Source organism: Sphingomonas natans (assembly GCF_030546695.1).
Taxonomy (GTDB): domain Bacteria; phylum Pseudomonadota; class Alphaproteobacteria; order Sphingomonadales; family Sphingomonadaceae; genus Sphingomonas_I; species Sphingomonas_I natans.
Genome location: NZ_JAUOTP010000002.1, coordinates 334,589 through 359,211, shown reverse-complemented (window position 1 = coordinate 359,211; position 24,623 = coordinate 334,589). Strand labels below are relative to the sequence as shown.

The window sequence follows — 24,623 nt, the reverse complement described above, 5'->3', positions numbered from 1 at the left end:
TTGTCGAAATGGCGTTTCGAAGGACGTGCGCGACGGTGCCGGTCCTTCGAGACAGGCCTTCGTCGGGCTCAGTCCCTCCTCAGGATGAGCGGGAAAGCACGAGAGCGAAGAGCCTAAGCCGCCAGCGCCGAAACCGTCCCCAGAGCCTGTTCGATCGATGCCGCGCGCTGCTCCGGCCCGAAGGCGATGCCCTCGGCGGTGACGAACTCCGGCTCGATGCCGATGAAGCCGAACACCGCGCGCAGATAGGTCGCGAGATGGTCGTAGCTCGCATAGGCCGTCCCCGCGCCATAGACGTTGCCGCTCGAGACGGCGACGATCACGCGCTTGCCGCCGGCAAGGCCTTTGGGACCATTGTCGCCATAAGCGAAGGTTTCGCCCGCCACGAGGATGCGATCGATCCACGCCTTCAGCTGGCTGGGCACCGTGAAATTGTACATCGGCGCGCCGATGACGACGATGTCGGCCGCCTTGAACTGATCCAGGTCGGCGCGTGCATCCGGATTGGCCGCGGGCAAGGTCGCGAGCGTCAGATGCGGCACCGGATCGGCGGCAAGATCGCGCGAGACGATTGCGATCGACGGATCGGACGCGCGCAATTGATCCACGATCGCGGCGGTGAGCTGCCGGCTCACCGAATTCTCGCCGAGGATGCTGGAATCGATCTGGAGCAGTTTCATGATGACGTGTCCCGGTATATATATGTGACCGAGGATCGATATGTGACCAGGCCGGTCGCCCACAAGGAGGCACTATTTTGTCACTCGCGCACAAGGATGTAACCGCCGGGGAGGCGCTGCCGCCCGCACCCGATCATGCTGGCTGCACGCGCGTCGCGCCTATCCTCCAACGGATCGGCGACAAATGGAGCATCCTGATCGTGATGGTTCTCGGCGGCGGTCCGCGCCGCTTCAACGAGCTCAAGCGCCAGATCGGCGGCATTTCGCAGCGCATGCTGACGCTCTCGCTGCGCGGACTCGAGCGCGACGGGCTCGTCACGCGCACCGTGACGCCCTCGATCCCGCCGCGCGTCGATTATGCTTTGACCGAGCTCGGCGATTCGCTGCGCGCGCCGATGCAGGCGATCGGGATGTGGGCGGATACGCATTACGAGACGATCCAGGCGGCGCGCGCGAACTTCGATCGGCGCGCGGAGGCGGAGTGAAGTGGTGGCGATGCGGATTGCGATGCGATCATTGGCGGCGGGCATACGATGGATCGGAGTAAGCGGCTTCTCTTTGGCGATGGGAATCGCCTTGGCCTCTATTGGCGGCACGGTAGCGGAGGCGAGCGGTCCGCCGTCGACGCGCGCGCCGCTCGCGGCGACGCCGCCCATGGGATGGAACCCGTTCAACGTCTTTCGTCTCGCTTATGACGAGGCAGATATTTTCCGGGCCGCGGAGGCGCTGGTTCGGCTGAAGCTGGCCGATGCCGGCTATCTTTACGTCAATATCGACGATGGCTGGTGGCTTCGCCGCACACCGTCGGCGATCCGGATCAGGACCAACCTGTTTCCATCGGCCGCGCAAGCGGATGGCGGCACCAGCTTCCGCCCGTTCGTCCAGCGCCTCCACGGCATGGGCCTGAAGGCCGGAATCTACACCGATATCGGGCGCAACACCTGCTCGCAGCATTGGGACGCGCAAAGCCCGAACCTGCCCGAAGGCACACGCGATCAGCGGGAGGTCGGCCTGTTCGGGCATGGTCCGGCCGATGCCCGGATGTTCGCGGCCTGGGGCTTCGATTTCGTCAAGGTCGATGCCTGCGGGGTCGCGGACTATGCGGCGGCGACGCCGGCGGTGCGCGACGGCCTGTATCGGGCCTTTCCGCCGATGATCGTGCGGGACAAGCCTATGGAGTCCGATCCGGCCGGCCTCGCGGCGCTCTATGCCGCTTTTGTCCGGGATCTGCGGGCCTTTGCGCCGGCTGCTCCCCCCTTGCTGGCAATCTGCGCCTGGGGGGAGGCGGACGTGAACGATTGGGCGGGGCGATCCGGGCAGATGTGGCGGACCAGCGCCGACATCCATCCGAACTGGGCGTCGATGCTGCACAATTTCGATAGCGCCGCGCCGCGCGCGCTCTTCGCCGGGCCCGGTCACTGGAACGATCCGGATCTGCTGGAGATCGGCAATGGCGATTTCGATGGCGCGCATCTCACCGAGGCCCGCGCGCATCTGTCGATGTGGGCGATCATCGCCGCGCCGCTGATGCTCAGTTATGATTTCGCCAAGGCCGATCCCGCCATCGATGCGCTCGTCGGCAATCGTGAGGTCATCGCGATCGATCAGGATCCCGCCGGCCACCAGGGCGTGATCCTGTCGGCGACCGACGAAGGCGAGATCATCGTCAAGCCGCTGGCCGGCGCGGGGCGGAAAGCCGTCGCCTTGATCAATCGCGGAGCGACGCCGCTTTCGCTCGCGGTCGATCTGGCCGATCTGCATCTCGATCCGACGGCACCCGCCGAGGCGCGGGACGTCTGGCGGCGCGAGACGAAGCGCGTGCCCGGCGGCCGGATCGAGGCGCAGCTGGCACCGCATGAAACTACCTTGTTCACGGTCATAGGCAAGCCGGCCGAGCCCGATACGGCGTTTGCCGACGAGATACCGGCGCGGATCGACGTGATCGATGCCGGCTTCAAGGCTGCCGATCGCAGCACGAAGCGCGACTGGATCTGCGCCCGCATCGGATATCTCCCGGATGGGCAGCCGATCACGATCGCCGGCCGGAGGGACCGCACGGCCCTGGGTGTCGCAGCGGGATCCCGGCTTCGGATCGCGCTGGATCAGGAATTTCGCGCGATCCGCATCAGCCCGACCGCGACGGGCACCAGCCTCGCCCGCTACGCAATCTATGTGGACGGCCGTCGCCTCCGCGATGCCGTGCCCGATGGCGCGCCGGTGACGCTGTCCCTCGCCGGCGCGCAGTCGCTCGAACTGGTCGCGCCGGCCGCGGCGCCGGGTGCGTCGAGCTTCGTCTGGGCCGGATTGCGGCTGGAGCGCGGCGAGGCGCCCTAACCGGCGAGCATATTCCGCTGAAGCTGCTGATAGACGCCGAGCCGATCGGTGATCTGCCAGTGGCCGGTGAGGCGATCCTCGGCGTCGAAGCCATAGACGGTCGCGCCCGACATCCGGATCGTCTTGCCCGATGCCGGAAAGCCTGGAAGATCGCCCTGGTGCGTGGCCGCCCACAGCCACGACATGACGACGCTGTCGCCGTCCGCGAACAGCTCCTGAATATCGAAGCGCTGATCCGGAAAGGCGGCGCGCGATCGTTCGACGCGATCCCGGAAGCCGGCGCGGTCGAGCGTCATCCCGTCCCACGGATCGCCCGGATCGTGACGGATCACGTAGCTGTCCGCGAGATATTCGTCCGCCGCGCTCGCGTCGCCCTCGTCCCAGACGCGCCGGATGAAGGCGGCGAGCCGCTGCTTGCGCGGATGATCGAGGGTCATGCGGGTTCCCGATATGTGATGGAGGCGGCTGTGCCCCCTGTCGTAGGCGCTTGCATCTCGGGAGTCGCCCCAGCTCCCATCACGGCGGGCCTACACCCGATCACGCACGCCGCCTTCCGTTCGGCGGCTTAGGTGCCTAAGGGCAGGCGATGACCTCCGCCAACGAAGATCGCGTCGCCGCCCTTGTCGAGGCTGCGGCCCGGGCCGGCGCCGACGCCGCCGATGCCGTTTATTATCGCAGCGAGAGCACGCAGGTGCAGGTGCGGCTCGGCCTGCTCGAGGATGTCCAGCGCTCGGACGGCGAGGATATCGGGCTGCGCGTGTTCGTCGGCCAGCGTTCGGCCAGCGTCTCCTCCTCCAGCCTGACCGACGATGCCTTGTCCGCGCTCGTCGAGCGCGCGGTGGCGATGGCGCGCGAGGCGCCCGAGGATCCTTATGCCGGCCTCGCCCCCGCGGAGTTGCTGCTGCAAGGCGACGCGCCCGAAATTGATGGCGACGACGGTGCAGATCCCGCGCCCGATCGCCTGCGCGCGCTGGCGCTAGCCGCCGAGGATGCGGCGCGCGGCATCACAGGCGTCGTCAACAGCGAGGGCGCGGGCGCCAGCGCCGGCCGTACCGCGATGGCGCTAGCGACGAGCACCGGCTTCCTGCGCAGCTTCTCGTCCAGCGGCTACGGCATTTCGGCCAGCGTGATCGCGGGCGAAGGCTCGGGCATGCAGCGCGATTACGGCTATCATTCCTCGCGCCACTTCGCCGATCTGGAGGCGCCCGAGGAGATTGGCCGCCGCGCCGGCGAGCGCACCGTGGCGCGGCTCAATCCGGGCAAATTGCCGTCGGGGCCGATGCCGGTCGTGTTCGATCCGCGCGTCGGCTCCAGCCTCATCGGCCATATGGCCGGCGCGGTCACCGGCGCCGCGATCGCGCGCAAGACGAGCTTCCTGCTCGGCAAGCTCGGCCAGCAGGTCTTCGCCAAGGGGATCACGATCCGCGACGATCCGCACCGCCTGCGCGGCCTGCGCAGCCGCGCCTTCGATGGCGAGGGTCTGCCGACGCACGCGATCGACCTGATCGAGGATGGCGTGCTGACGACCTGGCTGCTCGACAGCGCCTCGTCCCGCCAGCTCGATCTGCAACCCACTGGCCACGCGACGCGCGGCGGATCGGGTGCGCCCGGCGCGGGGACGAGCAATCTCTATCTGGAGAAGGGCGCGCTGTCGGTCGCCGAGTTGATCGGCGACATCAAGCTCGGCCTGTTCGTCACCGAGCTGATCGGCCAGGGCGTCAATATGGTGACGGGCGATTATAGCCGCGGCGCCTCGGGCTTCGCGATCCGCGACGGCCAGCTCGCCGAGCCGGTCGCCGAAGTCACCGCGGCGGGCTGCCTGCCCGAGATGTTCCTGCATCTGACCGCGGCCGACGACCTCGTCTTCCGCCGCGCGCACGACGTACCGACGATCCGCATCGACGGGATGACCGTTGCCGGCGCCTGACGCCGATCTGATCGCCGCGATCGCGGAGGCCGCCCGGGAGGCGGGGGCGCTCGCGGCAAGGCGGGCGACGGACGATTATCGCCGCTGGGACAAGTCGCCCAACCATCCTGTCTGTGAGATCGATCTCGAGGTGGATGCGCTGCTGCTCGAACGGCTGATGGCGATCGATCCGGATGCCGCCTGGCTCTCCGAAGAGACCGCCGACAATGCGGACCGGCTGGCGGCGCGGCGCGTCTGGGTCGTCGATCCGATCGACGGTACGCGCGATTATGTCCGCGGGCGGCCGGGCTGGTCGGTGTCGGTCGCTTTGGTCGAGGACGGCCTGCCGATCATCGGCGTGCTGGAAGCGCCCGCCCGCGGCCAGACCTGGATCGCAGCGGCGGGCGGCGGGGCGACGCTCAACGGCATGCCCCTCCGGGCCGGCATGCGCACGACGATCCCCGGTGCGCGCGTGCCCGCCGACACCCTGCCCAAGGTCGATCAGGATCTGGTGGCGATGCCGCGCCCCAATTCGATCGCGCTGCGCATCGCGATGGTCGCCAGCGACGAGGTCGATCTGTGCGCGAGTCTCCGCTGGGGCAGCGAATGGGACATCGCCGCCGCGGCTTTGATCGCCGCCGAAGCCGGGGCGATCGTCACCGATCCGCTCGGCCGCGAGATTCGCTACAACAAGCCCGTGCCCGAAGTGTTCGGCATCCTCGCCAGCGGCCGCGCTTTGCATCCCGCCGCGCTGGAGCGGCTCGCCGAACGCGCGCAGGCCGCCGATCAGCGCTGATGCGAGGCGCGCCGCGCGGCGATTCCCTTCGGATCGCCTTGATCCACGCGGGCTATGCGGCGGGCTGGGCGCTCGTCTCGCTCGCGGCGGGCGGAAGCGTCTCGCCGCTGCCGGCGATCGCCTTCCTGATCCTCGCGATCGGGCTGACGGTGATCGCCGCACGGCGGCTGCGCGCCCGACCAGCGATGCCCGAGGCGCTCGAACCGCAGGTGGCGCGCTGGGTGCGGCGCGTGAACATCGTCACCGCGGTGGCGGCCTTGCTCTACGGCTGGGTGCTGAGCAGCAATGGACAGGACGGGCGCGCGATCGCGGCGGTGCTCGTCGTCCTCGGCGCGCATTTCCTGCCGATGGGTTGGCTGCTGCGACGACCCTCGCTCCCGGCGATGGGCGCGGCGCTGATCGTGATCGGGCTGTTCGTGTGGGTCGCCCCCGTCGCGGCGGCGACCGGTGCCTTCTTCGCGGCCCTTGTGTTCGCAGGGAGCGCGATCCGGCTGCTGATGCGGTCGTTGGGGTAGGTTGATCCTCCCCTGCAAGGGGAGGTGGCATCGCGCAAGCGATGGCGGAGGGGTGTCGCCCTCTCGATAGCGCGATACCCCTCCACCATGCTGCGCATGGTTCCCCTCCCCTTGCAGGGGAGGGTTTGCTCAGCCCTTCTTGGGCACGTTGAAGCGCGGCAGATCGATCGCCGGGCAGCGGTCCATCACCACCTTCAGCCCGGCGGCCTCGGCACGCGCGGCCGCTTCCTCGTTGACGACGCCCAATTGCATCCACACCGATTTGGCGCCGGCGGCGATCGCCTGATCGACCGCTTCGCCGGCCGCGGCGGGGCGGCGGAAGATATCGACCATGTCGATCGGCTCACCGATCTGCTCCAGATCGCGCCAGACATATTCGCCATGGACATGCTCGCCCGTGATCTGCGGGTTCACGGGCAGGACGCGATAACCCCAATCCTGCAGGACGCGCATCACACCCCAGCTCGGGCGGTCGGGGCGGTCGGACGCGCCGATGACCGCGATGGTGCGGGTCTCGGCGAGCAACTGGGCGATATCGGCTTCGGCGGTGAGCGGCATGATCTGACCTCCAGCTTTCCCCGTTCGTGCTGAGCTGGTCGAAGCACCGTCCTTTTTTTCGGGCGGGTGATCAGAAGCAGGACGGCCCTTCGACAGGCTCAGGGCAAACGGGTGGTGTTGGGTTCAGAACACCGGGGAGGGCGAAGGGTTCAGCCAGGCATCGAGCGCGCGCGCGATCGCGTGAAAGGGCTGGGCGTCGGCATCGTCGCCGAAGGCGGGCGGGGTGCCCGCATCCGAGGCGGTGCGGATCGCGCGGGCGAGCGGAATGCGGCCGAGGAAGGGGAGGCCGAGCGCCTGTGCTTCGGTCTCGGCGCCACCCTGCCCGAACGGATCGGAGATCTCGCCGCAATGCGGGCAGGCATAGCCCGACATATTCTCGATCAGGCCGATGATGGGGATGTCCGCCTTGAAGAACAGATCGATCGCGCGGGTCGCATCGATCAGCGCGAGATCCTGCGGGGTGGAGACAATGATCGCGCCGACGGGGCGGTGCTTCTGGATCATCGTCAGCTGGACGTCGCCCGTGCCGGGCGGCAGATCGAGGATCAGCAGCTCGGTATCGCCCCAATGCGCATCGACGAGCTGGCTGAGCGCGCCCGCCGCCATCGGCCCGCGCCACGCGATCGCCTTGCCCGGCTCGATCAGCTGGCCCATCGACAGGATCGGCACGCCCCAGCGGGTGGGGACGGGAAACATGATCTTGTCCTTGGCATCCGGGCGATCATGCGCGTCGAACAGGCGCGGCTGCGAGGGGCCGTAGATATCGGCATCCACCAATCCGACCTTGCGCCCCATCCGCGCGAGCGCGACCGCAATATTGGCGGCGACGGTCGACTTGCCGACCCCGCCCTTGCCGCTGGCGATCGCGACGATGCGGCGCGAGGGCTTTTCGGCGGTGAGCAGCACGCGCGCCTCGGCGACTCCGGGCACGGCAAGGAGCACGGCGCGAACCGCGGCGTCCAGCGTCTTGCGATCAGGCGGCGCGAGGCCCGCGACATCGACGATCACGTCGGCGCGGGCGCCTTCCAACCGCACCGCCGAGGCGCGGCCGGAGGCGGCGAGGCCTTGGCCGGTGAGGGGGTCGGGCACGGTATCGAGTGCGGCGAGGAGGTGGTTCTGATCGGGCATTGTCTTCTCCCCTCCCGCGTGCGGGAGGGGCCGGGGTGGGCTGCCCCGGCCAATAAGAGGGGGTGGCTTTAGCTCGTCAGCGCCATGCCCACCCCCGGCCCCTCCCGCAAGCGGGAGGGGAGTCCGGGGCGGCGGCGAAATCCTTCTCATCGGCCAAGCACTGTTTTTCCGTGTCCTCGCCCCCTATAACGCGTTCATGGATGCAAGCGGTCAGGCCGGCGAAACCGGTGCGGTGATGAACGAAGGCGGCCCCTGGGGCGGCGGGTCCGGCGGGGACGGCGGAAGCGGTCCGCCGCGCAACCCGTGGTCGGGCGCTGGCAAGCCCGCGTCGGGCAAGCCCGGTCCCTCGGCGCTCGATGCGCTCGTGCGGCGCGGCCGTGCGCGCTTCGGCGGCGGCGGGGGCGGCGGTATTCCGCAGCTTCCGGGCGGCTCCATCTGGCTGTGGGGCGTGCTGGGCCTGATCCTGTTGTGGATCGCGCTGACGACCGCGCACACGATCGGGCCGCAGCAGCGCGGCGTGATCACGCGCTTCGGCCGCTATGTCGGCATGCTCCAGCCGGGGCTGGGCTTCTCGCTGCCCGCGCCGATCGACATCGTCCGCAAGATCGACGTCGACAATATCCACGTCATCGATATCGAGAGCGGCGCCGACGGCGCATCGGGCCAGAACCTGATGCTGACCGGCGACGAGAATATGATCGACCTCGCTTATTCGGTGCGCTGGAACATCCGCGATCCCGAACTCTACATGTTCGAGCTCGCCGATCCCGACGGCACGATCCGCGAAGTCGCCGAGAGCGCGATGCGCGAGCAGATCTCCAGCGTGACGCTGAACGCCGCGATCGGCCCGCAGCGCGCGATCATCGAGCAGCGCGTCGCTGCGCGGATGCAGGAATTGCTCGACGAATATCGCGCCGGCGTCGCTGTGCAGGGCGTCGCGATCAAGCAGGCCGATCCGCCGAGCGAAGTGATGGACGCGTTCAAGGAAGTGTCCGCCGCGCAGCAGCAGGCGCAATCCTATCTGAACCAGGCGCGCGCTTATGCGACGCAGGTCGGCGCCAAGGCATCGGGCGAGTCGATCGCGTTCGACCAGACCTATGCCCAGTACAAGCTGGCGCCCGAAGTGACGCGCCGGCGCATGTATTACGAGACGATGGAGAAGGTGCTGGCCAAGACCGACAAGACGATCCTCGAGGCCGGCGGCGTCACCCCCTATCTGCCGATCCCGCCCAAGGGAGCCGCGAAGTGAATCTGGTCGATACCGTGCGCCGCAGCCCGCTTTTCTGGGGCGGACTCCTGCTCGTCGTGCTGGGCTTCCTGTTCAGCATCTTCATCGTCGTGCCCGAGACCAAGCAGGCGCTGATCCTGCGTTTCGGCCTGCCGAAGCGGATCGCCAACGGTTATGATTCCAAGGAGGAATTCGGCCGGACCGGCGCGGGCGTCGTCGCGCGCATCCCGTTCATGGAATCGGTCGTCTGGGTCGACAAGCGCGTCCTCGATTTCGATATGCAGCGCCAGGCGGTCCTGTCGACCGACCAGCTGCGGCTCGAGGTTGACGCGTTCGCGCGCTACCGGATCGTCGATCCGGTGCGGATGTTCGTCTCGGCGGGCAGCGAGCGGCGCGTGGGCGAAGCGCTGAAGCCGATCCTGGGCTCTGCGCTGCGCAACGAACTCGGCAAGCGTCCCTTCAAGGATCTGCTCAGCCCCGAGCGCGGCGAGATGATGGAAGACATCAAGACCGCGGTGGCGCGCGTCGCGCAGCAATATGGCGCCGAGATCGTCGACGTGCGGATCAAGCGCGCCGATTTGCCCGACGGCGCGCCGCTGGAAAGCGCGTTCAACCGGATGCGGACCGCACGCCAGCAGGAGGCCAAGTCGATCGAGGCCGAGGGCCGGCGCGAGGCGCAGATCATCACCGGCCAGGCGGACGCCAATGCTGCCAAGACCTATGCCGAGAGCTTCGGCAAGGATCCCCAATTCTACGATTTCTACCGGGCGATGCAGAGCTATCGCGCGACCTTCGGCACCGACGACGATCAGCCGCGCGGGAGCAGCCAGATCATCCTTTCGCCAGATAGCGAATATCTGCGCCAGTTCCGGGGCGGCAAGCCTTAGGTGACGGGGCCCGCGCCGGGCGGGCCCGTCCCCGTTCAAAATACGTTCAGCCCGTACGCAACAGGTTGACGACGCCGCCCGACGCTCCAGATTCACGGCCGGGCGTATTTTTTCCCAGGAGGATTGCCCAAGTGCGATACGCCTACGCCATTACCGCCGCCACGCTTCTGGGCGGCGCGGCCGCGACCGTGACCCTGCAGCAGCCCGCGGGCGCGCAGGTCGCGCAGAATGCGCCGTCGCAGATGGCCGCCGTCGCCCCGCGCGGCGCGCCGATGAGCTTCGCCGATCTCGCCGCCAAGCTGCAGCCGGCGGTGGTCAACATCTCGACCACGCAGAAGGTGCAGGTCCGCCAGCAGCAGAATCCGTTTGCCGGCACGCCCTTCGACGATTTCTTCAAGCGCTTCGGCGGCCAGGGTGGACAGGGCGGCGGCGGCGCTCCCGCCACGCCGCAGACGCGCGAAGCCGTATCGCTCGGCTCGGGCTTCATCATTTCCGAAGACGGTTATATCGTCACCAACAACCATGTGATCTCGGGCGTGCCGACCGATCAGGGCAAGGTGACCGTCTCCAGCATCAAGGTGACGCTGACCGATCGCAAGGAATATACCGCAACCGTCGTTGCCAAGGATGCGGTGTCCGATCTCGCGGTGCTCAAGATCGAGGCCAAGGGGCTGCCGTTCGTGCAGTTCGGCGATTCGACCAAGGCGCGCGTCGGCGATTGGGTCGTCGCGATCGGCAATCCATTCGCGCTGGGCGGCACGGTGACCGCGGGCATCGTCTCTGCGATCCACCGTTCGATCGGGAGCGGGCCTTATGATCGCTACATCCAGACCGACGCGGCGATTAACCAGGGCAATTCGGGCGGCCCGATGTTCGATCTCAACGGCAATGTGATCGGCATCAACACCGCCATCTATTCGCCGACCGGCGGCAATGTCGGCATCGGCTTCGCGATCCCCGCCGAGCAGGCCAAGCCCGTCATCCTCCAGCTGATGAAGGGCACGGCCCCGAAGCGCGGCTATTTCGGCGTCGTCATCCAGCCGATGACCGACGATATTGCGGCCGGCCTCGGCTTGCCTAAGGATGTCGGCGAGATCGTCGCGCGGGTCGAGCCCGGCCAGCCGGCGGCGCGCGCGGGCATCCAGCAGGGCGACGTGATCGTGAAGGTCAACGGCACCGACGTGACGCCCGACAATACGCTGTCGTTCATCGTCGCGGGCCTGCCGATCGGCAGCCGCGTGCCGGTCGATTATCTGCGAGGCGGCAAGAAGCTGACGACGACCGCGGTCGTCAGCCAGCGTCCGCCCGAGGATCAGCTCGCCAGCGCCGAGGGTGATGGCGACGATGACGGCCCGATGGGCAGCGGCCAGGAGACGCCGTCGATCAAGAATGCGCTCGGCGTGACGCTGCAGACGATGAGCCCGGGCATCGCCCGCCAGCTCGGCGTTGCGGAGAATACGACCGGCGTCGTCATCACCACGGTCGATCCGTCGAGCGATGCGGCGAGCAAGGGGCTCCAGCAGAAGGACATCATCGTCGCGGTCGGCCAGCGCCGCGTGACGACGGTGGCCGAGGCTGCCGCCGCCGTGGACGCTGCGCAGAAATCGGGCCTCAAGACCGTGCTGTTGCTCGTCCAGCGCGGCCAGCGCCCGGCGCAATATCTGGGCGTCGATCTCGCGGGCAAATAAGCCTGCGATCGCGTGCGTCCGTCGCATGACATCGGGGAGGGCGGAGCGATCCGGCCTCCCTTTTGTTTGGGCAAGGCCGCGCACCGTAAACTCCTGTGAAGGCGGCGTGCGACGGCTCGACTTGGCCGCGGCGCGGCGCTTAGGTTCGGGCGACACGAGGAGAAGAAGATGGCGGATCCGACCGGGATTTTCGTCGGCGCGACCGCCGAAGGGCAGCGCCAGACGCTGGAGCTGAAGCGTGCCAACCGTCACGGGCTGATCGCGGGCGCGACCGGCACAGGCAAGACGGTGACGCTGCAGGGGATCGCCGAGGGCTTTTCCAAAGCGGGCGTGCCGGTGTTCGTCGCCGACGTGAAGGGCGATCTGGCGGGACTGGCGATGGCCGGCTCGGCGATGGCCAAGACGCACGAGGCGTTCGCCGCGCGCGCGGCCGAGATCGGGATGACCGGCCCCGGTCCGGATTCTTGGGCCTATGCCGACAATCCGGTGATCTTCTGGGATCTGTTCGGGCAGAGCGGTCATCCGGTGCGCACCACGATCTCCGAGATGGGGCCGCTGCTGCTGGCACGGCTGATGGCGCTGAACGAGGTGCAAGAAGGCGTGCTCAACCTCGTCTTCAAGGTCGCCGACGAGCAGGGTATGCTGCTGCTCGACCTGCCCGATCTGCAGGCGATGCTGCAGTGGGCGGCCGAGAATGCCGCGGATCTTTCCGCCAAATATGGCAATGTCACGCGCGCGACGGTCGGGACGATCCAGCGGCAATTGCTGCAGCTGGAAGCGCAGGGCGGCGACGGCTTCTTCGGCGAGCCCGCGCTCGACGTGAAGGATATGATGCTCGTCGATGACAGTGGGCGCGGGACGATCAGCGTGCTTGCCGCGGACAAGCTGATGGCCGCGCCGAAGCTGTATGCGACCTTCCTGCTGTGGCTGCTGTCCGAGTTGTTCGAGACGCTTCCGGAGGTCGGCGATCCCGACAAGCCCAGCCTCGTCTTCTTCTTCGACGAGGCGCATCTGCTGTTCGACGATGCCGCGCCGGCTTTGATCGACAAGGTGGAGCAGGTCGTCCGGCTGATCCGCTCGAAGGGGGTGGGCGTTTATTTCATCACGCAGAATCCGATCGACGTGCCGGACGATGTCGCCGGGCAGCTCGGCAACCGCGTGCAGCACAAGCTCAACGCCTTCACCCCGCGCGAGCAGAAGGCGGTCGTCGCGGCGGCGCAGACCTTCCGCGCGAGCCCCGGCGTGGATGTCGCGACCGCGATCACCGAGCTTAAGGTGGGTGAGGCTTTGGTCTCGTTGTTGCTCCCCGACGGCAGCCCGGCGCCGGTATCGCGCACGCTGATCCGGCCACCCTGCTCACGGGTCGGGCCGCTGACCGACAAGGAGCGGGCGGTGATGGTCTCGACCTCTCCGGTGGCGGGCAAATACGACACCGCCGTCAATCGCGAATCGGCGGCCGAGATGCTCGCTGCCAAGGCGGGCGACGCGAAGGCGGCGGTCGAGAAGGCCAAGGCCGATGCCGAACTCGCCAAGCAGCAGGCGGAGGCGGCGAAGGCGGCGGCGGCGCAGGCCAAGCTCGACGCCGCCGAGCAGGCGCGCCGCGACAAGGAGGCCGAGCGTGCGGCGGCGGCGCAGGCCAAGGCCGAGGAGCGCGCGCGAGTCGCCGCCGAAAGGGAGGCGGCCAAGCCGACCTTCACCGACAAGATGATCCAGTCGGCGGCGCGCTCGGTCGCATCGTCGGTGGGGCGGCAGGTGGCGGGGCAATTGGGCGGGCAATTGCTGCGCGGGCTGCTGGGGGGATTGTTCAAGCGCTAGACGACGCAAACGGCAGGGTGCGTTTCTCTGCGTCCAAGGCGGACGTTCCTGCACACCTCCACCATCTGTTTGTTCCATAAGTCTTTTTCCGATCAGGCGGCCTCCCCCGGCGGACCTAACGGCGGGGCACCTCGTTGGCAGACGGGATTTCCCTGCACGAGAGGATCACACGGATGGCGATCAAATTTGCCGGAACGATGAACGCGATCAATCGCGGGCTCGACGACACCAAGCCGACCAAGGGCGCGGACATGGTCGAGGATTGGGAAGCGGCGCTGGCTGAAGTCGACATTCCCGGTGCGAAGGGCATTCTTCGCGACCTCGGTGCGCTCCGCAAGCAGCTCGAAAAGCCCGAGCCCGACGCGGACCGCGTCCATGCGCTCGTCCACCGGCTGGGCGTGGCGACGACCAAGATCGCCGACAAGGCCGATAAATATGGCGACAAGCTCAAGGCGCTGGGCGAGGCGCTGACCGAGGCCGGCGAAGACCAGCCGGACGAGGAAGAGGATGTCGCCGCCGCCGCCGCTCCGAAGCGGGCGCGCAAGAAGGCGTGACGAAGTCGGGACGGGCGCCAGCGTCGCCCGTCCCGTTACGACCTGGGCGGTTGAGGGGAGCGATCGAGCGGCCTACATCATCGCCATGGCCACGATCCTCGACACACCCATCGTCCCCACCGTCAGCCTCGCCGATGCAGTGCGCGATCCGGACGGATTCGCGCAGGCGCTGGGCGGATCCTTCGCGCGCTACGGGTTCGCGATCGTCGCCGATCATGGCGTGTCGCCCGAGCTGATCGCCGAGGCGGATGCGAAGGCCAAGGCATTCTTCGCGCTGCCCGAAGAGGTGAAGCGGAACTATGCCAATGCCGGCAGCGGCGGCCAGCGCGGTTACATTCCGTTCGGGATCGAGACCGCGAAGGGCGCGAAGGCGCACGACCTGAAGGAATTCTGGCATGTCGGGCGCGAGCTGCCGAAGGGCGATCCGCTCGAGGCGGTGATGCCGCCCAACGTCTGGCCCGAGGAGATCGACGGCTTCCGCCGCGCGGAGCTGGCGCTGTACGACGCGCTGGAGGAAGCGGGGCGGCGGCTGTTGCAGGCGATCGCGCGCTATCTGGAGCTGACGCCCGATTTCTTCGACGCGACGATATTGAACGGCAACAGCGTGCTGCGGCTGCTCCATTATCCGCCGATGGGGCCTGACGGGCCGAGTATCCGCGCGGGCGCGCACGAGGATATCAACACGATCACCCTGCTGCTCGGCGCGGAGGAAGCAGGGCTCGAACTGCTCGACCGCGACGGCAATTGGTTGCCCGTCCAGCCCAAGCCCGGCGAGCTGGCCATCAATGTCGGCGACATGCTGCAGCGGCTGACCAACAACGTGCTGCGATCGACGACGCACCGCGTGCTCAACCCGGCGCCCGAGCGGCGCGGCTTCGCGCGCTACTCGATGCCGTTCTTCCTCCACTTCCGGCCCGATTATCTGATCGAGACGCTGCCGGGCTGCGTGAGCGATGAGCGGCCGAACCTGTATCCGGTGCCGATCACGGCGCATGATTATCTTTACGAGCGGCTCCGGGAGATCAAGCTGGCATGAAGCGGTGGCTGGCTCTCGCGGCGCTCGCGCCTTTCGCTGTCTTCGCGCAGGAGGCGCCCAAGGCGGAGCCGGTGTGCGTGCGCGCCGAGATCGTGCCGGGGTTCGAGAGCTTCGGGCGGCCGGAGACGGGCGCGCCGGCGATCGGCAAGGCCGTGGCGCTGACGCTGAAGCGCGTCGATGTGCCGCCGCCGGTGGCGGGCGCGCGGCCGTTCAAGCCGGGCACTTTTGCGGGCGCCTATCTGCTGACGGTGGTGAAGGCGGGGACGTATCGCGTCGCCTTGTCGCAAGGGGCGTGGATCTCGGTCCTGCGCGCGGCGGGCGAGGCGCCATCGACCGCGCACGGGCATGGCCCGGCCTGCTCGGGCATCGCCAAGATCGTGAGCTTCGATCTGGCGCCCGGCGTGTGGCATCTCGATCTGAGCGAGGCGAAGGCGGCGGGGATCACCGTGGCTGTGGTGGCGAACTAAAGAAGATTTGATTCACGCGGAGACGCAGAGGTGTCGGTCTTCGCCGACGCCTTCGTCCGTTACTGTAACCGGTGATTTTACTCGATGCGCCTGCGCCGCGCGGGACGTCTCTGCGCCTCCGCGCCTCTGCGTAAATCAGCTTCTTTCGTCTTTCGAAGCGCGGCGTCAGCCTTTCTTCGGTGCGGGCGTTGCCGGCAGGGGGCGGCAGGCGGGCCATTTGACCTTCGTGATTTCCGAGCATTGGCCGGCCTGGACGGTGCCGTCGGGGCCGATGAAGACGCCGTAGGTTTCGCTCGACTTAGGCATCGTGCCGGCGAGCGTCTTCTTCGGAGCCGTGATCGCGTCGCAGCGTGCGACCCACATGGCGAGATTCTTGATCGGTTGCTGAAAGGCGGCGGCGGCGACGCGCGGGCACCACAGGCCGTTATCCTGGATCGCGCGGCGGATCGCGGCGTAGCGCTGGATCTCGGGGAGCGCCGCCATCTGGCGGCTTGTGCGCATCGCGGCGTCGGGGGTCTGCGCGGCCAGCGGGGTGGCAAGGAGGGCGGCGGCGAGGAGGGCTGGCAATTTTTTCATGCGTGGTTCCTGTGGCGACGCATCTCGACTTCGCTCGATGCTGGGGGTTCTCGACTTCGCTCGAACCGAACGGGTTGGGGCGCGGTGGGGTGGCGGATTCAGCCTCTGCCGCGATAGGAGGGGACGCCCTGATCGGGGAGCCAGAGGCCCTCGGGAGGCGCGCCCGATTGCCAGAAGACGTCGATCGGAATGCCGCCGCGCGGATACCAATAGCCGCCGATGCGCAGCCAGAGCGGCGCCATCTCGGCGACTAGGCGCTCGCCGATGCCGACCGTGCAATCCTCGTGGAAGGCGGCGTGGTTGCGGAAGGCGCCGAGGAACAGCTTGAGCGACTTGGATTCGACGATCGTCGCGCCGGGTGCATAATCGATGACGAGATGCGCGAAATCGGGCTGGCCGGTGACCGGGCAGAGCGAGGTGAATTCGGGCGCGGTGAAGCGGACCAGATAGGGCCGGCCCGTGCGCGGGTTGGGAACATAATCGAGGACGGCGGCCTCGGGCGAGGCGGGCAGCGCGGAAGGCTGGCCAAGATGGGTGAGGCTCATCGTGTTTATGTAGGCAATCGGGCGGCGTCCGTCATCGGGGGAGGTGACGTGGCGGGAGCCGGCGGCTAGTTTTCGGCGATGAAGATCCTGATGACCCCCGCCGATCTCACCGCCGACACAGGCGCGACGATCCTCGATGCGACCTATTATGCGCTGGAGCCGGGGCGCGACGCGCGCGCCGATTTCGAGAGCGGGCATGTGCCGGGCGCCCTGTTCCTCGATCTGGGCGAGCTGCACGACCATGCCAGCGCGCTGCCGAGCATGGCGCCGCCCGCGCAGCAGTTCCAGGCGCGGCTGCGTGCGCTGGGAATCGATAGCGACGATCGCGTCGTGCTCTACGACCAGGCGCCACACAAGACCGCTGCGCGCGCCTGGTGGCTGTTCCGGCTGTTCGGCTTCGAGCATGTTTCGCTGCTCGACGGCGGGCTCGCGCGGTGGAAGGCGGAAGGTCGGCCGCTGGAGACCGGACCTGCCGGGGAGCCGGGCGGCGGCCATGCGACCGCGTGGCACAATCCGGCGCTGGTGCGCGGGCTGGAGGAGATGGAGGCGCTCGTCGCGATCGGCGCGGCGCAGATCGTGGATGCACGCAGCGCGGCACGCTTCAGTGGCGAAGAGGGCGATCCGCGGCCGGGCGTAGCGCGCGGGCATATGCCGGGCGCGTACAACCTGCCCTACGGGAAGCTGTTCGATGCCGAGGGCAATTGGCGATCGGCCGACGAGATCCTCGCCGCCTTCCGCGCCGTCGGTGTCGATCCCGACGCGCCGATCGTGACGACGTGCGGATCGGGGATCACCGCATCGATCCTGCTGTTCGGGCTCGCGCTGGCGGGCAAGAGCGAGTGGGCTTTGTACGACGGATCGTGGAGCGAGTGGGGCGCGCTGCCGCAGACGCCCAAGGAAAGCGTCACATGAGCGACGAGGGCGACCGGCCGGCGACGTTGCTGGCGACGGCCGGTCGGCGCAAGGAATGGACGCGCGGGATCGTCAATCCGCCGGTGTGGCACGCCTCGACGATCCTGTTCGACGATGTCGCGGCGCTGCGCGCGGCGGGGCGCAATCCTGATGCGGGCCTCTATTACGGGCGGCGCGGCACGCCGACGCAATGGGCGCTGGCCGAGGCGCTGACGCAGCTGGAGCCGGGCGCGGCGGGCACGGTGCTCCATTCGTCCGGCGCGCAGGCGGTGGCGACGGCGTTGCTCGCGGTGCTCGCGCCGGGCGACGAGCTGCTGATGGTGGATACGGCCTATGAGCCGACGCGCGCGGTGTGCGGCGGGATCCTCAAGAAGATCGGGATCGTCACGCGTTATTACGATCCGCTGCTCAACGCGGACGCGGTGGCGGCGTTGTTCGGGCCGAACACGAAGGCGGTGTTCCTCGAAAGCCCGGGCAGCCTGACCTTCGAGGTGCAGGACGTGCCAGGGATCGCGGCGAAGGCGCGCGCGGCGGGGATCGTCAGTCTCATCGACAATACGTGGGCGACCTCGCTGCTGCTGCCCGCGATTTCGCTGGGCGTGGATATTTCGATCACCGCGCTGACCAAATATGTCGGCGGCCATTCGGACCTGATGATGGGGGCGACGACCGCGCGGGCCGGATTCTTCGAGACGGTGCGCAAGACGAGCCAGGGGCTGGGCCAGGTGGTCGGGCCGGACGATGCCGCTTTGTGCCTGCGCGGCTTGCGGACGATGGAGCTGCGGCTGCGCGCGCACGAGGCGGGGGCGCTGAAGGTCGCGCGCTGGCTCGGGGGGCGGGCGGAGGTGGGCGTGGTGCTGCACCCGGCGCTGCCGTCCTGCCCGGGGCACGATCTGTGGGCGCGCGATTTCCGCGGATCGTCGGGGTTGTTCAGTTTCTCGCTGAAGCAGGCCGACGATGCCGGCCGGACGCGCTTCATCGATGGACTGCGCCATTTCGGGATCGGCTATTCGTGGGGTGGTTACGAGAGCTTGGCCTTGCCGATCGATCCGCGGCCGATCCGCACGGCAAGGCCCTGGACCACGGAGGGCGCGTTCGTGCGACTGCACATCGGGCTGGAGGATGCGGACGACCTGATCGCCGATCTGGAGGCGGGGTTCGCGCGGATCGCGGGCTGACGACCGGCGGGGTCCAGGCCTCGCGCCACTACGAGGACCGCACAGTTTCACGACGGCAGTCGGCCGTTCGTTGCCGGATTCCCGCATTCGTTCATCCCACGTTTCTAAACTGTTGCTGAATCGCAACGGAAGCGTGACTTCCTGAGGAAAGCGCGGCTTCCCGCCGTTGTGCCCAGCAACATATTGCGTCAATGCCGGTGGGCCGGAACGCAGTTCCCCCGCTCCCAAAAGGAGGCAGAGGTGAGGACGCGACCGGCGCGCAGCGGAACATGACGCAATTTGCGAAAGGGACATCCATGCGCTCGATTCTCGTCGGCTCCACTCTCCTCGCCGCGGCGCTCTACGCGGCGCCCGTGCTGGCGCAGGACGCGCCCGCCAGCGACTTCACGATCACCGGCGGCGCGACGCTGACCAGCGACTATCGCTTCCGCGGCATCAGCCAGACGGACAAGAATCCGGCGATCCAGGGCACGCTCGGCGTCAGCCATTCGAGCGGCTTTTACGTCGGCACCTGGGGCTCCTCGATCGACGATTATGTCGCGGCGGGCAGCGACCAGGAGATTGATCTCTATGCCGGCTACAAGAAGACCTATGACGGCACGACCGTCGATGTCGGCCTGCTTTATTATTACTATCCGGGCCCGAGCGGGAATACCGACTTCTTCGAGCCTTATGCCAACGTCTCGCGCACCTTCGGCCCGGTGACCGCCAAGGCCGGCCTCAATTATTCGTGGAAGCAGCATGCGCTGAGCTGCGGCCTGTGCAGCAGCGCGCGCGAGGACAATCTCTATACCTATGCCGAACTGTCGGGCGGGATCCCCGGTACGGGCGTGAGCCTGACCGGCCATCTCGGCGAGAATTGGGGCCGCTCGTACCTGACCGCGGGCCTCAAGAACTATACCGACTGGAGCCTGACGGCGGCTTACACCTGGAAGAACCTGACCTTCTCGGTCGCCTATGTCGATACCGACTTCAAGAAGGGCGAGGCGGTCGATTTCTCGGGCAAGAATGTCGCCAAGGGCGGCGTCGTCGCGGCGATCGGCGTCGCCTTCTAAATCCGGTCAGAGGGGGGATGGGGCCTGCTTCCGCACAGGGAGCGGGCCCCTTTTCTTCGCGTACGGCACGAACGCGATGTGGAACAAACCATAAACAAATGCTTGACAGCGCCCCGCTGATCGTCTAGGGATCAGGAACGCTGGAGAAATGCGCCGACGGCGATCGGAGGCAATCAGCGAGCCGCAGACAGACGGTGCGCAACCGCAGAAGCGATGGCTGCCGGCGGCTCGGCCGAGAACAGGATCAGATCGCCCGAGGTGGCATAGGTGGGGTAACGGTGCCTGATCGTCGCTTCTTCGCGTGATCGATCGCGGGCGAAGGGGCGCGTGAGCTGGCGGGCGACGATGGTCGCCACGGCCTGTTCGAGATCGCGTGAGGGCAGCAGGCAGATCGAATAGCAATCCGCCAGCAGGCCGCGGTTCGCCGCGAGCGCGGGCTCGGGATTGTCGCGAGTCAGAAAGCCCGACGAGGTCACCAGGATCATCCGGTCGACGGCGTCCGCCGCGAGTGCGGCTGCCAGCCTCGAGTTGCGCGATTTGTAGGAAGCGTAGCCCTCGTCGCGGATGACGGCGTCGATCCCGCCGATCCGGCGGCTGAACTCCTCATCGAGATCGATCAGATCATAGCCCAATAAAGGCGCCAGCGCGCGGCTCAGCGAGGATTTGCCCGCACCGCCGGGACCGATGAGCAGCAGTATCGCAGAGCGATCCCACGGCCTGCGCTCGTCAAATTCGATCATGGCAAGAGCCTACATCCTGGCGGGGCGGGCGGAAACGCATTGGCGGTGGTCGTGCGACCCCGCTCCCGATCGGCGGAGAGGGTTGGACAAACGGGTCGTGCCCCCTCCACCGCATCGTGCAGCGCGGTCCCCGGCAAAGCCTGGGGAGCATCGAAAATGGGAGTTGGGACATGGGCAAGCGGACGATCGTCCGATCGCGCCGGGCGCCGTCGCGCACGCCGGTGCGCTGGAGCGCAGAGCGCGAGGCGCTGTTTCTCGAGACGCTGGGCCAGACGGCCAATATTCGCGAGGCCAGCAAGGCCTCCGGCCTGTCGTCCGGCAGCGTGTACCGCAAGCGGACGACGTCCGACGCGTTCCGCGCAGGCTGGGCCGCGGCACTCAGCGAAGGTTATGTTCGCTTGGAGGCGGAGCTGCTGGACCGCGCGTTGAACGGTGTATCGTAAGACAAAGCCGAAGGATTGCGCGCCTTCTCGGCCCCCGCGGCGCTCAGCCTGCTGCGACAGCATCGCGCGACCGTGACGGGACACTCTGCCCCGATCGCACTGAGCGACGCCGAGGCAGCCAAGGTGCTGCTGGCCCGGCTGAGCCGGATGAACCGGCGGATGGGCGGCACGGGATGACGGCGGCAGGCGGATCGTGGTTGCGCGCGCAGGCGCTGGTCGATCGGATCGGGGCGCGGCGCGACGAGGCGGTGTGCTTGCCCGAGGGCGCCTCGGCGGCGGAACGGATCGCGGCGCTCGACGATGCCGGCAGACGGCGGCTGAAGCCGGCGGCGCGCGAGGTGCTCGCGCTGATCGATCGCTGGGTCTACGCCTCGCGCGCCGCGCAATGGCCGCCCGACGGCGACTGGCGGACGTGGCTGATCCTCGCCGGGCGCGGCTTCGGCAAGACGCGCGCGGGCGCCGAATGGGTGCGGATGCAGGCGGAGACGCACAAGGGCAGTCGCATCGCCTTGGTCGCCGCCTCGTATCACGAGGCGCGCGCCGTGATGGTGGAGGGCGAGAGCGGCGTGCTTGCGGTCGCGCCCGACAGGAGCCAGATCCAGTATGAGGCGTCGAACCGGCGGCTGGTGTGGGAGAATGGCTCGCAGGCCTTGCTCTATTCGGCAGGCGAGCCGGAAGCCTTGCGTGGCCCGCAGCATGATTTCGCCTGGTGCGACGAGATCGCCAAATGGCCGCGTGGCATGGATGCGTGGGACAATCTGGTGATGGGTTTGCGGGGCGGCAGCGATCCGCGGATCGTGGCGACGACGACGCCCCGCGCCGTGCCGCTCGTGCGCAAGTTGGTGGGGCAGGCGGGCACGATCGTCACGCGCGGGCGGACGCAGGACAATCGGGCGCATCTCGCGCCCGTCTTCCTCGACATGATGCGGGAGACCTATGCGGGTACGCGCTTCGGGCGACAGGAGCTGGACGGCGAGCTGATCGAGGAGATCGAGGGCGCCCTGTGGCGGCGCGCCGAGATCGAGGCGTGCCGGGTGCGGGCCGCGCCGGCGCTGGTGCGGATCGTCATCGGGGTGGATCCGCCCGCGGGAGCAGGCGCGGCGAGCGATGCGTGCGGGATCGTCGTCGCCGGGCTGGACGCGGCGGGGCGGGCCTATGTGCTCGAGGACGCGAGCGTCCAGGGCCTGAGCCCGGAGCGCTGGGCGGATGCGGTTGCGCGCGCGGCGGCGCGGCACGGTGCGGATCGGGTGGTGGCCGAGGCGAACAATGGCGGAGCGATGGTCGAGAGCGTGCTGCTGGCGGCGGATGCCGGCCTCCCGGTGCGGCGCGTGCATGCGTCGCACGGCAAGGTGACGCGGGCCGAACCGGTGCAGGCGTTATACGCGCGGGGGCGGGTGGCTCATGTGGATGCCTTCCCGGAGCTCGCTCACGTTCGAGGTGGAGGCCGATGCGGGCGATGTCGATGTCGGCACGATCGTGGCGGCGCTGAGCGAAGGCGCAGTCGTCGGCGAGACGGGTACGGCCGTGGGCGGCTATGCGGCGGGCGGGGACAGCGTGCGCGGTGCGATCGAGGCGCTGGGCGATGCGTTTCCGCTGGCGATCGTCGACGACGGCGCGACGCTTCGGCTGGACGATGCAAGCGCGAGCATGATCGACCCGGAGGAACTTGGCGCGCGCGTCGACGATCGGCGCGAGAGCCGCATCGTGCGCGACCGGCGCGCCGCCTCGACTCTGCCCGACGAGGTCGCAATCGCCTATTACGAGCCCGAGCGCGACTATCAGGCGGGACTCCAGCGCGCGCGGCGCGACGGTATCGCGCTGCGCAGCAATCGGATCGAGCTGCCGGTGGCCATCGGTGCGGGCGCGGCCAAGGGTTTCGCCGAGGCCGCGCTGATGCGCGTTTGGCGCGGGCGTGAGCGCGCGACGGTGCGCCTGCCCTGGCGTCGGCTCGACCTGCGCGCCGGCGGACGCGTGACGCTGGATGGCGCAGCGTGGCGCATCGCGAGCTGGACGCTGGAGCGGATGGCGCTGGAGCTCGACCTTGAGCGGATCGGCCCGGGGGCGGTGGCGGCCAGCGCCTCGCCCGGGCGGGCGACGACCGGCGCGGACGCGCGGGCGGGGACGACGGTGATCGAATTGCTCGACATACCCGCCTTCGACGGCAGTGGCGGAGGCGACGCGCCGCGGCTCTGGCTCGCAGCGGCGGGGACGGGCACCCGCTGTCGCCGCGCGACCGCGAGCCTGAGCCTCGACGGAGGCGCGAGCTGGCGGACATTCGCGACGACCGCGCCGCCCGCGGTCATGGGCACATTGACGCGCGCGCCGGCGCCGGGCCCGTCCGAGCTTTTCGATCGGGCGAACTCGATCGAGGTGGAGCTGCTCCACGACAATATGACGGTGCCGGGCGGCGGGGATGCGGCGCTCATCGACGGGCGGAACCTCGCGCTGATCGGTGACGAGCTGATCGCGTTCGCCGGTGCCGAACAGATCGCGCCGCGGCGGTGGCGGCTCGGTGGACTGCTGCGCGGGCGGTTCGGCAGCGAGTGGGCGATGGCGGGGCATGAGACGGACGAGCGGTTCGTGCTGATCGAGGCCGGGCGGCTGCTGCCGATCGACCTGCCCGCCACCGCGCTGGGCGGTCCGATCGCGGTGAGCGCGATCGGGCCCGGCGATGCCGGGCCGCCCGCGACGCGCGCGGCGATCGTGATCGGGCGGGGCGTTCGTCCGCCGAGTCCGGTCGCGCTGCGCGCGCGCAGGCTCGCGGGCGGCGCAATCCGCATCGACTGGATCCGCCGCAGCCGGCGCGGCTGGGCCTGGCTCGACGGCGCCGACGTGCCGCTCGGCGAAGAGAGCGAGCTCTATCGGCTGACGCTGGCGAGCGGTGGAACGGAGCGGACCATCGACGTGACATCGCCCAGCTTCGATTATGCGGCCGACGACCAGCCGCCGGAGCTGCGCGACGGACCTGGCGCCCTGACGGTCACTATCAGCCAGATCGGGCGACTCGGCGCGTCGCTGCCGCCGGCGGCGCACACCTTCACGCTGTAAGGATCCCAATATGAGCGAGACGACGCCGCGCCTGACCCTGCCGCTGCTCCAGGAGGGGCAGGCGCAGAAGGAAGCGCTGCACAACGAGGCGCTCCTGCTGCTGGACGGGCTGGTGGGGGGAATGGTGGAAGCCGTCGGCCAGACCGTCCCTCCGACTGCGCCGGAGCAGGGCCAGAGCTGGATCGTGGGGGCGATGCCGACGGGCGACTGGTCCGGCCATGCGGACGAGATCGCTTTGTGGACGGCCGGCGGCTGGCGATTCCTGCGCCCGCGCGAGGGCGTGGCGCTCCGGCTGCGGACGAACGGCCTGCGGATCGAGCGGGGCGCAACGGGCTGGGGCAGCGGCGCACTTGCCGCTTCCGCCCTGACGATCGGCGGCGTGCAGCTGGTGGGACCGAGGCTTTCGGGCATCGCCAATCCGGGCGGCGGGGCGACAATCGACACGGAGGCACGGGCCGCTTTGGCGGCCGTGCTTGTGACATTAAGGACACATGGTTTGATCAGTTCCTAAAAAAGTTCCGAAGGCATGAAACC

At 68.5% G+C, this 24,623-nt stretch carries 26 protein-coding genes and 1 pseudogene; 20 read left to right on the top strand and 7 right to left on the bottom strand.

Features of this window, described 5'->3' with window-relative positions; all coding sequences use genetic code 11:
* Nucleotides 1–113 precede the first annotated feature (113 nt).
* Complete coding sequence (locus Q4F19_RS05415; RefSeq protein ID WP_303540529.1) at nt 114–680, bottom strand: FMN-dependent NADH-azoreductase; 567 nt, start codon at nt 678–680, stop codon at nt 114–116.
* Nucleotides 681–757: 77 nt separating this feature from the next.
* Here Q4F19_RS05415 and Q4F19_RS05410 point away from each other — a divergent pair, with 77 nt between their 5' ends.
* Nucleotides 758–1,165 carry a winged helix-turn-helix transcriptional regulator gene (locus Q4F19_RS05410; protein WP_303540527.1) on the top strand — a complete coding sequence of 136 codons (408 nt, stop codon included), beginning with the start codon at nt 758–760 and terminating at the stop codon, nt 1,163–1,165.
* A 91-nt stretch (nt 1,166–1,256) separates the two neighbouring features.
* Nucleotides 1,257–3,014 (top strand): alpha-galactosidase, encoded by a 1,758-nt coding sequence (locus Q4F19_RS05405; protein ID WP_303540525.1) that lies wholly within the window; start codon nt 1,257–1,259, stop codon nt 3,012–3,014.
* Here Q4F19_RS05405 and Q4F19_RS05400 read toward each other — a convergent pair.
* A complete protein-coding gene (locus tag Q4F19_RS05400; RefSeq protein WP_303540523.1) occupies nt 3,011–3,451 on the bottom strand; it encodes an ester cyclase in 441 nt (146 codons plus the stop codon). The two genes, Q4F19_RS05405 and Q4F19_RS05400, sit on opposite strands and share 4 nt — an antisense overlap.
* 149 nt (nt 3,452–3,600) lie before the next feature.
* Here Q4F19_RS05400 and Q4F19_RS05395 point away from each other — a divergent pair, with 149 nt between their 5' ends.
* The 3 genes from Q4F19_RS05395 to Q4F19_RS05385 are packed head-to-tail and all read left to right on the top strand — an operon-like array spanning nt 3,601 to nt 6,231.
* Nucleotides 3,601–4,941, top strand: coding sequence for a TldD/PmbA family protein (locus tag Q4F19_RS05395; RefSeq protein WP_303540521.1), 1,341 nt, complete (start codon nt 3,601–3,603; stop codon nt 4,939–4,941).
* Nucleotides 4,928–5,716: an inositol monophosphatase family protein gene (locus Q4F19_RS05390; protein ID WP_303540519.1), complete on the top strand. Its 789-nt coding sequence runs from the start codon at nt 4,928–4,930 to the stop codon at nt 5,714–5,716. Before Q4F19_RS05395 ends, Q4F19_RS05390 begins: the two co-directional genes overlap by 14 nt.
* A 38-nt stretch (nt 5,717–5,754) precedes the next feature.
* Nucleotides 5,755–6,231: a hypothetical protein gene (locus tag Q4F19_RS05385; protein WP_303540517.1), complete on the top strand. Its 477-nt coding sequence runs from the start codon at nt 5,755–5,757 to the stop codon at nt 6,229–6,231.
* Between the two features lie 129 nt (nt 6,232–6,360).
* Here the strand turns inward: Q4F19_RS05385 and Q4F19_RS05380 are convergent, their stop codons facing one another.
* On the bottom strand, nt 6,361–6,789 hold the full coding sequence (locus Q4F19_RS05380) for a CoA-binding protein (protein ID WP_303540515.1): 429 nt from the start codon (nt 6,787–6,789) through the stop codon (nt 6,361–6,363).
* A 123-nt stretch (nt 6,790–6,912) separates the two neighbouring features.
* Nucleotides 6,913–7,917, bottom strand: coding sequence for an Mrp/NBP35 family ATP-binding protein (locus Q4F19_RS05375; protein ID WP_303540513.1), 1,005 nt, complete (start codon nt 7,915–7,917; stop codon nt 6,913–6,915).
* A 196-nt stretch (nt 7,918–8,113) separates the two neighbouring features.
* Between Q4F19_RS05375 and hflK the strand changes: the two genes are divergently transcribed.
* The 7 genes from hflK (at nt 8,114) to Q4F19_RS05340 (ending at nt 15,592) form a co-directional block, all read left to right on the top strand.
* Entirely contained in the window at nt 8,114–9,166 is a 1,053-nt protein-coding gene (gene hflK, locus Q4F19_RS05370; RefSeq protein ID WP_303540511.1) for an FtsH protease activity modulator HflK, read from the top strand.
* Nucleotides 9,163–10,032: a protease modulator HflC gene (gene hflC / locus Q4F19_RS05365; protein ID WP_431312365.1), complete on the top strand. Its 870-nt coding sequence runs from the start codon at nt 9,163–9,165 to the stop codon at nt 10,030–10,032. Before hflK ends, hflC begins: the two co-directional genes overlap by 4 nt.
* A gap of 131 nt (nt 10,033–10,163) precedes the next feature.
* Complete coding sequence (locus Q4F19_RS05360; protein WP_303540509.1) at nt 10,164–11,720, top strand: Do family serine endopeptidase; 1,557 nt, start codon at nt 10,164–10,166, stop codon at nt 11,718–11,720.
* 168 nt (nt 11,721–11,888) lie between these two features.
* Nucleotides 11,889–13,535 carry a helicase HerA-like domain-containing protein gene (locus Q4F19_RS05355; protein WP_303540507.1) on the top strand — a complete coding sequence of 549 codons (1,647 nt, stop codon included), beginning with the start codon at nt 11,889–11,891 and terminating at the stop codon, nt 13,533–13,535.
* Nucleotides 13,536–13,708: 173 nt separating this feature from the next.
* Nucleotides 13,709–14,089 (top strand): hypothetical protein, encoded by a 381-nt coding sequence (locus Q4F19_RS05350; RefSeq protein WP_303540506.1) that lies wholly within the window; start codon nt 13,709–13,711, stop codon nt 14,087–14,089.
* Nucleotides 14,090–14,174: 85 nt separating this feature from the next.
* Nucleotides 14,175–15,125: an isopenicillin N synthase family dioxygenase gene (locus Q4F19_RS05345; RefSeq protein ID WP_303540505.1), complete on the top strand. Its 951-nt coding sequence runs from the start codon at nt 14,175–14,177 to the stop codon at nt 15,123–15,125.
* Nucleotides 15,122–15,592 carry a hypothetical protein gene (locus tag Q4F19_RS05340; RefSeq protein ID WP_303540503.1) on the top strand — a complete coding sequence of 157 codons (471 nt, stop codon included), beginning with the start codon at nt 15,122–15,124 and terminating at the stop codon, nt 15,590–15,592. Before Q4F19_RS05345 ends, Q4F19_RS05340 begins: the two co-directional genes overlap by 4 nt.
* 165 nt (nt 15,593–15,757) lie before the next feature.
* Here the strand turns inward: Q4F19_RS05340 and Q4F19_RS05335 are convergent, their stop codons facing one another.
* Entirely contained in the window at nt 15,758–16,168 is a 411-nt protein-coding gene (locus Q4F19_RS05335) for a hypothetical protein (protein ID WP_303540500.1), read from the bottom strand.
* Nucleotides 16,169–16,266: 98 nt separating this feature from the next.
* Nucleotides 16,267–16,713: a preQ(1) synthase gene (gene queF / locus Q4F19_RS05330; RefSeq protein ID WP_303540498.1), complete on the bottom strand. Its 447-nt coding sequence runs from the start codon at nt 16,711–16,713 to the stop codon at nt 16,267–16,269.
* Nucleotides 16,714–16,791: 78 nt separating this feature from the next.
* On the opposite strand from queF, the gene Q4F19_RS05325 reads away from it, so the two are divergent.
* The 3 genes from Q4F19_RS05325 to Q4F19_RS05315 all read left to right on the top strand — a co-directional run bounded on the left by Q4F19_RS05325 (nt 16,792) and on the right by Q4F19_RS05315 (nt 19,858).
* A complete protein-coding gene (locus tag Q4F19_RS05325) occupies nt 16,792–17,625 on the top strand; it encodes a sulfurtransferase (RefSeq protein WP_303540496.1) in 834 nt (277 codons plus the stop codon).
* Nucleotides 17,622–18,803: a cystathionine beta-lyase gene (gene metC / locus Q4F19_RS05320; protein WP_303540494.1), complete on the top strand. Its 1,182-nt coding sequence runs from the start codon at nt 17,622–17,624 to the stop codon at nt 18,801–18,803. The genes Q4F19_RS05325 and metC overlap by 4 nt, the downstream gene beginning before the upstream one ends.
* Before the next feature lie 296 nt (nt 18,804–19,099).
* Nucleotides 19,100–19,858 (top strand): TorF family putative porin, encoded by a 759-nt coding sequence (locus tag Q4F19_RS05315; protein ID WP_303540492.1) that lies wholly within the window; start codon nt 19,100–19,102, stop codon nt 19,856–19,858.
* Nucleotides 19,859–20,031: 173 nt separating this feature from the next.
* Here Q4F19_RS05315 and Q4F19_RS05310 read toward each other — a convergent pair whose 3' ends face one another.
* Nucleotides 20,032–20,598, bottom strand: a complete 567-nt coding sequence (locus Q4F19_RS05310; RefSeq protein WP_303540490.1) for a shikimate kinase — start codon at nt 20,596–20,598, stop codon at nt 20,032–20,034.
* 170 nt (nt 20,599–20,768) lie between these two features.
* On the opposite strand from Q4F19_RS05310, the gene Q4F19_RS05305 reads away from it, so the two are divergent.
* The 5 genes and pseudogenes from Q4F19_RS05305 to Q4F19_RS05285 all read left to right on the top strand — a co-directional run bounded on the left by Q4F19_RS05305 (nt 20,769) and on the right by Q4F19_RS05285 (nt 24,600).
* A complete protein-coding gene (locus Q4F19_RS05305; RefSeq protein WP_303540488.1) occupies nt 20,769–21,041 on the top strand; it encodes a hypothetical protein in 273 nt (90 codons plus the stop codon).
* 15 nt (nt 21,042–21,056) lie between these two features.
* Complete coding sequence (locus Q4F19_RS05300; RefSeq protein WP_303540487.1) at nt 21,057–21,218, top strand: hypothetical protein; 162 nt, start codon at nt 21,057–21,059, stop codon at nt 21,216–21,218.
* A pseudogene (locus Q4F19_RS05295) lies at nt 21,215–22,495 on the top strand (DNA-packaging protein); the annotation flags it as partial. The gene Q4F19_RS05300 and the pseudogene Q4F19_RS05295, both read left to right, overlap by 4 nt.
* A complete protein-coding gene (locus tag Q4F19_RS05290; RefSeq protein ID WP_341850160.1) occupies nt 22,443–24,089 on the top strand; it encodes a phage tail protein in 1,647 nt (548 codons plus the stop codon). The pseudogene Q4F19_RS05295 and the gene Q4F19_RS05290, both read left to right, overlap by 53 nt.
* Nucleotides 24,090–24,099: 10 nt before the next feature.
* Nucleotides 24,100–24,600, top strand: a complete 501-nt coding sequence (locus tag Q4F19_RS05285; RefSeq protein WP_303540485.1) for a DUF2793 domain-containing protein — start codon at nt 24,100–24,102, stop codon at nt 24,598–24,600.
* The last annotated feature ends 23 nt before the right edge of the window (nt 24,601–24,623 follow it).